The organism is Bacteroidota bacterium (assembly GCA_034439655.1).
GTDB lineage: Bacteria > Bacteroidota > Bacteroidia > UKL13-3 > UKL13-3 > CANJUD01.
In genome coordinates, this window is the sequence record JAWXAU010000026.1 from 1 (window position 1) to 7,092 (window position 7,092).

The window sequence follows — 7,092 nt, forward strand, 5'->3', positions numbered from 1 at the left end:
AAGCCCCGCTTAATCCCGATAATTATCGGGATGCGGGAGGATTAGTCCCTTTCTTTTGGACTATTATATATTGAGTTTCGGTGGTAATGCCGAACTACAATATGTTTAGTCCCCCTTTTTTTGGACTATTATATATTGAGTTTCGGTATAAAATCTACTTCATACAGGCTGTAATTAACAAATCGGGTCAATTTCCCAATCAGAAATTAACACCAACTCAAACACATATTATTATTGATTGAGCAGTTTAAACAATTCAGTTAAATTGGGTGATAGAATAATCTCAGTTCTGCGATTACTTGCCCTTCCATCTGCAGTTAAATTAGTGGCTACAGGAATAAATTCTCCGCGTCCAGATGCCACGATACTACGCGGGTTTACGCCATTTTCTAAAGTTAATATGCGTACTATAGAAGTAGCCCTTGCCACACTTAATGCCCAATTGTCTACAAATGTTCCTTTGATTGGAACACTATCGGTATGCCCTTGAATATCTACATTAATATCTGGATTGCTATTTAATACCGTTGCCAGTTTTTGCAATGCTCCTTTACCATTTGCACTTACTTTATCACTACCCGATTTAAACAATAATTTTTCTTGAAGTGATACATATATATTCCCATCTCTAATTTCAATACTTAATTCCTCAGGTGTAAAACCAACCAATGCGTCTGCAACAGTTTTCTTCAATTTGCTCATGATATCCCTTTGTGCTAAAATTATATTTTGCATATCGGCAAGCCTTTTTGCTTGGTCTGCAATGGTCATTTGTGAGTTCTTCGAAAGAGTTTGCAAGTCATTAAGCACTGTTGCATTTTTGTTACTAAGTTGTGATACTAAATCTTTAGATTGGGCTAAAGCAGTATTACATTCTTTTACAGATACAGCACATTGTGCTGCTTTACCATGCAATGCCGTGCTATCCACCTGTAATCGCTCAACAGTGGCTTGCGAAGCTCTATATTTCTTTTTAGAAACACAACTAAAGTTTAAAAGTGAAGCAAAGCATACAAGGACTAATAGGGAGTATATAGATTTCATAATAATAGTTTTTTTTGCAAATTTGAGGGCTATGATTCACTGAAATGTTATATAATATGTATAATAAGTTGCATAATTCACATATTTATAATTTTTAGTTTTGTCGCAGTCATTTTCAAATTTGCCCAATTCTTTTATCCGTTTGGGTCTCGGTTAAATCCCGAATATTCCCTATGGATGCCGTTGTATTAGCTAACATAATAGTCGGCGAAATGACACCAGATACGTGCTTTACAGGTCTATTTCCTCACCCCTCAATCTCAATATCATACCTATTCAACAAACCCGCAAGCCCCACAGCGGAGAACTTTGCCTTTTTAATTCTATTGGTTTCTGGGTCTAATATATAATTAAATGCGGAACGAAAATCGGCTTTTTCTATAATAGTATGATCGAAGATGGCACCCATCAAATCGCAGTTGTCAAATGAAGATTGTGTGAGGTCAGTTTCTGTAAAATCAACTTCATGCAAACTGCAATTGCTGAATTTGGTTTTCTTTACATTTAGTTTATAAAATGAAGAAAGATTTAATATACAATCTTCAAATGCTACAGAAAAAAGAAATGGATTACAGTTCTCAAAATGCAGGCCCATCAGTTTGCAACTTTTAAATTTCGCTTCTCTAAATGCAGTCTGCACCAGCTTTGCCGAGCTCATATTACAGTCCTTAAACTCACAGGTAGTAAAATTTATTTCAGATAAATCTGCATTCTCAAATATACAATTATTAAATATACAGTTTTCGTATTCACCTTTGGTAAAAGGTGTTTTAGAATGATCTATTTTATCGAAAACTTTGTCTTCTGTATATGTTTTGTCCATTGATATTATTCAGCTTTCCAAGTGTATGCTTTGGACCAAGCAAAGAATTTTGCTATCTCATCCTGATGAGATTTTATCCATTTCTTCACCTTTTTGTCGTTGGATGAACTAAAAGCTATATAACCAAATGTTTCAATCATATCTTGTTCTTTCATTTCTAAAAAATAAGGAACATAATAATCCCAATAAAATCCATAGTTATCTTTTTTTGTTTCTTTCAACGATGAGCATACCAATTCTATTTTACTAATAAATAGTTGCACCTCTGTTTTTTTCTTATTGCTTTTATCAAAGTCGAGACCTGCTTCTATAGCTAATATTAAGTCGGTAGAAGTGAAACTATTTTCTTTTGGTTTGCCGTTAGCACTTGTGTCGCTTAACATATCAGGCGTTATACTAATAGTAATACTATTATTTCCTGTTTTTTGAGCACTGCTATTTATTAGTTTTTTAATGCTTTCCAAATTATCAATACCCCTGCTACTTCCAGGTTCCAAAACCATAAATCGACAAAAGGCCAATAGCGAGGGAATCCTTTTCTTTTTTACGTTCAATATTCTAGCAATCGCATTGTGGGAACTTGCATGTTTTGGATTAATACTTATAGCTTTTTGAAAAGCTTTAATAGCTTCATCATATTCTTTCATTCCAGATAAGGTAACTCCCTTGTTGAAATACAATTGATAGTTATCAGGAAATAATTTTATGCCTTCATTATATATTTCTATGGAAATATCTGTTTTTTCCGTCGCATCTAATACATTGCCATAAGTAACATATACCGATACTATATTTTTGTTTTCTGGATATAGTTCAATAACTTTTTTACAACATCTAATCGACTCATCATATTTTTGGAGCGAAAAACAAGTAAGTGCCTTTTCAGATAAAGCAACTAGATTGTTTTTGTCGAATTCTAGTGCTTGGTCGTATTTGGCAATGGCAGCTTCATAGTCGCCTTTGTCATGCAAAATAATCCCTTCATTCACATATTTTTCAGCAGTGTTTTTGTCTTGGGCTAATAGCATAGTAGTCGCACAAGAAATTAAGAGTAATAAAAGAGTTTTTTTCATTTTAGTTTATATTATAATTGGTGTTGTCCATTGGGTATAATCTAGTTTATCGAATATTTTTTCTGCTGTATATATTTTGGCCATTATTGTTAGTTATTTCGTGCTGTTGCGAGTTCCGAAGCCTCGGAATAATTTGACAAATATAATTACAAATCAAACGATTTCCCCACCATCACCGATTTCATACTTACGGGCGGAGCAATTAATCCCCCAGCTTTTAATTGTGTGCTGGATTAGTCCCCTTTCTTTTGGACTATTATATATTGAATTTCGTTATAAATGGATTTAAGGTTCTTTCAAAAAAATTCATAGGAGGTTGGCATGATAATAAATAATTTTGAAAATATTCAGACTGTTACCCTAAGAAATGGGTTATGGATTATGCTGCCATAAGATATGGGATTCGAGTTCCCATGCAGCTTGATAAGCCATCTCTCGTGGGTCGGGAGGTGGTTTTTTTTGACAATCCATTAGCACCCCACAAAAAAAGCACCCTCTCAGGTGCTTTATAATTTCTAACAAAAAGTATGATAGTCTTATTTCACTTTCTCAACCACCGCTTTAAAAGCTTCTGGATGATTCATGGCTAAGTCGGCCAATACTTTACGGTTCAATTCCAAACCATTTTTGTGAAGTTTACCCATCAATACAGAATAAGACATTCCGTGGATTCTAGCTCCTGCATTGATACGTACAATCCATAATGAACGGAAGTTACGTTTTTTGGTTTTACGGTCGCGGTAGGCATAAGTTAAGCCTTTTTCAACTGCGTTTTTAGCAATGGTCCAAACATTACTACGAGTTCCCCAATAGCCTTTGGCCATTTTAAGAATTCTTTTTCTGCGGGCTTTACTGGCCGCATGGTTTACCGATCTTGGCATAGTATATTATATATTAGTTGGTTGGGGCGGCAGCAACACTGTACTACACTTGCTTTCTGATAAAGAAGCCCTTTTCCGGTTTTTCTTAATTACTTCCCTATAGCTAACAACCTACGAACATTGCCCATATCGGCATCATTCACAATTCCTTTGTGGGTAAGGCGGCGTTTACGTTTAGTACTTTTTTTGGTAAGTATATGACTCTTGTATGCATGGGCCATTTTTACTTTGCCTGAGCCTGTTATTTTAAAACGTTTTTTGGCTCCTGAATTTGTCTTTTGCTTTGGCATCGTGGTATTTTATATTTTATAGTTATTGTTTTTTATTTTCTATCCCCGTCTGCTGCCAGTCTATCCCCGTCTATCCCCGTCTGCTGCCAGTCTATCCCCGTCTGCTTTAGCTGACGGCCATAACCCTACGGTTACTTCGCTACCTTCCCTTTTGGCGACATCAGTAGGAACATTTTCTTTCCTTCTAATTTTGGTAATTGCTCCACTTTGCCCACCTCACTTAGGTCTTGTGCAAATTGAAGTAATAATACCTCGCCACGTTCTTTATATACAATCGATCTTCCGCGGAAGAATACATAAGCTCTCACTTTGCTTCCTTCCTGCAAAAAGGTTTTGGCATGGTTAAGCTTGAAATTAAAATCATGCTCATCAGTATTCGGGCCGAAACGTATTTCTTTGATTACGTTCTTCACAGAGTTAGCCTTCAACTCTTTTTGCTTCTTCTTTTGCTCGTATAAGTATTTATTGTAATCAACAACTTTGCAAACAGGCGGTTCGGCATTAGGTGAAATTTCCACCAAATCTACTCCTTGTTCTTCGGCTATAGCCAATGCATCTTTGGCAGAGTAAATGCCTTGTTCCACATTGTCGCCTACTAAGCGTACCTCCCAAGCTGTTATTCGCTTGTTGATTCTAAATAGTTCTTCTTTTTTTTTCAATTGTTGTTATTAATCTCTTCGTTTACTTGCCCTATGAATTCAGAAACCGAAAGTTTGCCCAAATCTCCCTTGCCATGGCGGCGAATTGAAATTTTCTCTTCATTCTGTTCTTGCTCGCCAATGATAATCATGTACGGAACTTTCTGAATTTCAGCGTCTCTTATCTTCTTCCCAATTTTTTCGTTACGGCTGTCAACGAAGCCGCGAATATCGGACTTTTTCAGCACATTCAAAACATTTTGTGCATATTCCTCATTTTTATCTGAAATAGGCAGCACCGCTACTTGTTCTGGAGCCAACCACAATGGGAAGTTCCCTGCATAATGCTCCAATAAAAATCCGATGAAACGCTCATGGGTACTCAGTGGTGCACGATGTATTATAATAGGATGTTCCTGTGTATTTTCTTTGGTGGTATAAGTTAAATCGAAACGCTTGCCCTGTGCAAAATCAACTTGGTTGGTGGCCAAAGTAAACTGACGACCGATGGCAGAGTATATTTGTATATCAATCTTTGGCCCGTAGAATGCTGCCTCATCTTCAATCTCCACAAATGGAATTCCTGAATTGATTAATACTTTGCGAACCATATCTTCGGTCTCTAACCAAAGCTCAGGCTCGTTCAAATATTTTTGTCCAAGCTTGGCAGGATCGTGCTTACTCAGTTGCATCATATATTTATCGATACCAAATATTTTAAAATATTTCAGATACAATTCATTCACCGCTCTAAACTCACTTTCAAATTGTTCCTTAGTACAATATATATGTGCATCGTTCATTTGCATAGAACGCACACGCATTAAGCCAAACAAACTTCCTGAATCTTCGTAACGATAGCAAGTTCCATACTCGGCCAAACGAACCGGCAAATCTTTATAGCTTTTGTGAGTAGCCCCAAATATTTTATGGTGATGCGGACAGTTCATGGCTTTCAAATAATATTTCACATTATCCAATTCCATGGGCGGGAACATACTCTCGGCATAATAAGGCAAATGACCGCTACGTATATATAAACTTTCTTTGGCAATATGTGGCGTACGAACCCTTTGGTATCCAGCTTCCTTCTCCGATTTTTTTGCAAGCTCTTCTAGCTGTTCTATAATAGCGGCACCTTTGGGCAACCATAGCGGAAGACCTGGGCCAACTTCATCATCAAATGTAAATATTTCGAGTTCCTTACCAAGTTTGCGGTGGTCGCGTTTCTTCGCTTCCTCCATCATTTCTACATACTCTGTAAGCTCTGCATTTTTGGTAAAAGTGATCCCATATATACGTGTAAGCTGTTTGCGTTTTTCATCACCACGCCAGTAAGCACCTGCCACAGTAGTAAGTTTCACTGCTTTTATAAAACCAGTATTGGGTATATGTGGCCCACGACACAAATCAGTAAAATTACCTTGTTGATAGAAAGTTATTTCACCATCGTTCAATCCTTCTATTAATTCAAGTTTGTATTCATCACCTTTTTCGGTGAAGTATTTTGTCGCATCGGCTTTGTTTACTTCGCTACGGGTATAAGCATTTGCCTGCTTGGCAAGCTCTAACATTTTGTCTTCAATCTTTTTAAAATCGTCGACGGTTATGGTTTTACCACCGAGGTCTATATCATAATAAAAACCTTGTTCGATAGCAGGACCAATTCCGAATTTAGTTCCTGGATATATTGCTTCAATAGCCTCAGCAAGTAAGTGAGCCGATGAATGCCAAAATGTATTTTTGCCTTCCGTATCATTCCACGTAAGCAGGCGAATGCTCGCATCTTGGTTAATAGGTCGTGTGGCATCCCATGTCACACCGTTCACTTCAGCGGCAAGCACATTGCGTGCAAGTCCCTCGCTGATAGATTTGGCTACATCAAGCCCTGTAGCTCCAGCTTCGTACTGTCTCACCGAACCATCGGGCAAAGTAATATTGATCATGTTTTATAAAATTTAATCCGCTGTGTGCGGATGTTTTGGGCGGCAAAGTTAAATACTAATGATGAATTATAAATGATAAGTTAAATACTAATGATGAATTATAAATGATAAGTTAAATACTAATGATGAATTATAAATGATAAGTTATGAATGATGAGCATTATTATAATAGTTAATCAATTGTTTTCAAAACTATTTAATGATGGACCCATTGATACCATGTAAAATTATGCATATAGGTAATTCTAGATGAGAAATAGTCGTCCAACTTGTTCTTGTTAATATTATAATATCCGCTATATCCAATATAGATAGAAATCTGGTGCTCAAAGTTTACACTATATAATACACCCAACGAACTGCTAAAGTTGACAAAATAGTTTTTATCAATCATCAC

Annotated in this window: 8 protein-coding genes; all 8 read right to left on the reverse strand. The window is 36.5% G+C overall.

Translation table 11 applies throughout. The annotated features are described in order from the left end of the window. Positions 1-231: 231 nt before the first annotated feature. The gene (locus tag SGJ10_01670) at positions 232-1,044 is read right to left on the reverse strand and encodes a flagellar motor protein MotB (GenBank protein ID MDZ4756833.1); all 813 of its coding nucleotides are present in this window, start codon (positions 1,042-1,044) and stop codon (positions 232-234) included. Positions 1,045-1,291: 247 nt separating this feature from the next. After that, positions 1,292-1,867 carry a pentapeptide repeat-containing protein gene (locus SGJ10_01675; GenBank protein ID MDZ4756834.1) on the reverse strand — a complete coding sequence of 192 codons (576 nt, stop codon included), beginning with the start codon at positions 1,865-1,867 and terminating at the stop codon, positions 1,292-1,294. Positions 1,868-1,872: 5 nt separating this feature from the next. Continuing rightward, on the reverse strand, positions 1,873-2,940 hold the full coding sequence (locus SGJ10_01680; GenBank protein ID MDZ4756835.1) for a tetratricopeptide repeat protein: 1,068 nt from the start codon (positions 2,938-2,940) through the stop codon (positions 1,873-1,875). A 536-nt stretch (positions 2,941-3,476) separates the two neighbouring features. Further along, positions 3,477-3,821: a 50S ribosomal protein L20 gene (gene rplT / locus SGJ10_01685; protein MDZ4756836.1), complete on the reverse strand. Its 345-nt coding sequence runs from the start codon at positions 3,819-3,821 to the stop codon at positions 3,477-3,479. A gap of 89 nt (positions 3,822-3,910) precedes the next feature. Continuing rightward, positions 3,911-4,111 carry a 50S ribosomal protein L35 gene (rpmI, locus tag SGJ10_01690; GenBank protein ID MDZ4756837.1) on the reverse strand — a complete coding sequence of 67 codons (201 nt, stop codon included), beginning with the start codon at positions 4,109-4,111 and terminating at the stop codon, positions 3,911-3,913. 131 nt (positions 4,112-4,242) lie between these two features. After that, entirely contained in the window at positions 4,243-4,770 is a 528-nt protein-coding gene (gene infC / locus SGJ10_01695) for a translation initiation factor IF-3 (GenBank protein MDZ4756838.1), read from the reverse strand. Further along, positions 4,767-6,695 carry a threonine--tRNA ligase gene (thrS, locus tag SGJ10_01700; GenBank protein MDZ4756839.1) on the reverse strand — a complete coding sequence of 643 codons (1,929 nt, stop codon included), beginning with the start codon at positions 6,693-6,695 and terminating at the stop codon, positions 4,767-4,769. Before thrS ends, infC begins: the two co-directional genes overlap by 4 nt. A gap of 196 nt (positions 6,696-6,891) precedes the next feature. Next, on the reverse strand, positions 6,892-7,092 hold a 201-nt coding region (locus tag SGJ10_01705; protein MDZ4756840.1), incomplete at its 5' end, for a hypothetical protein.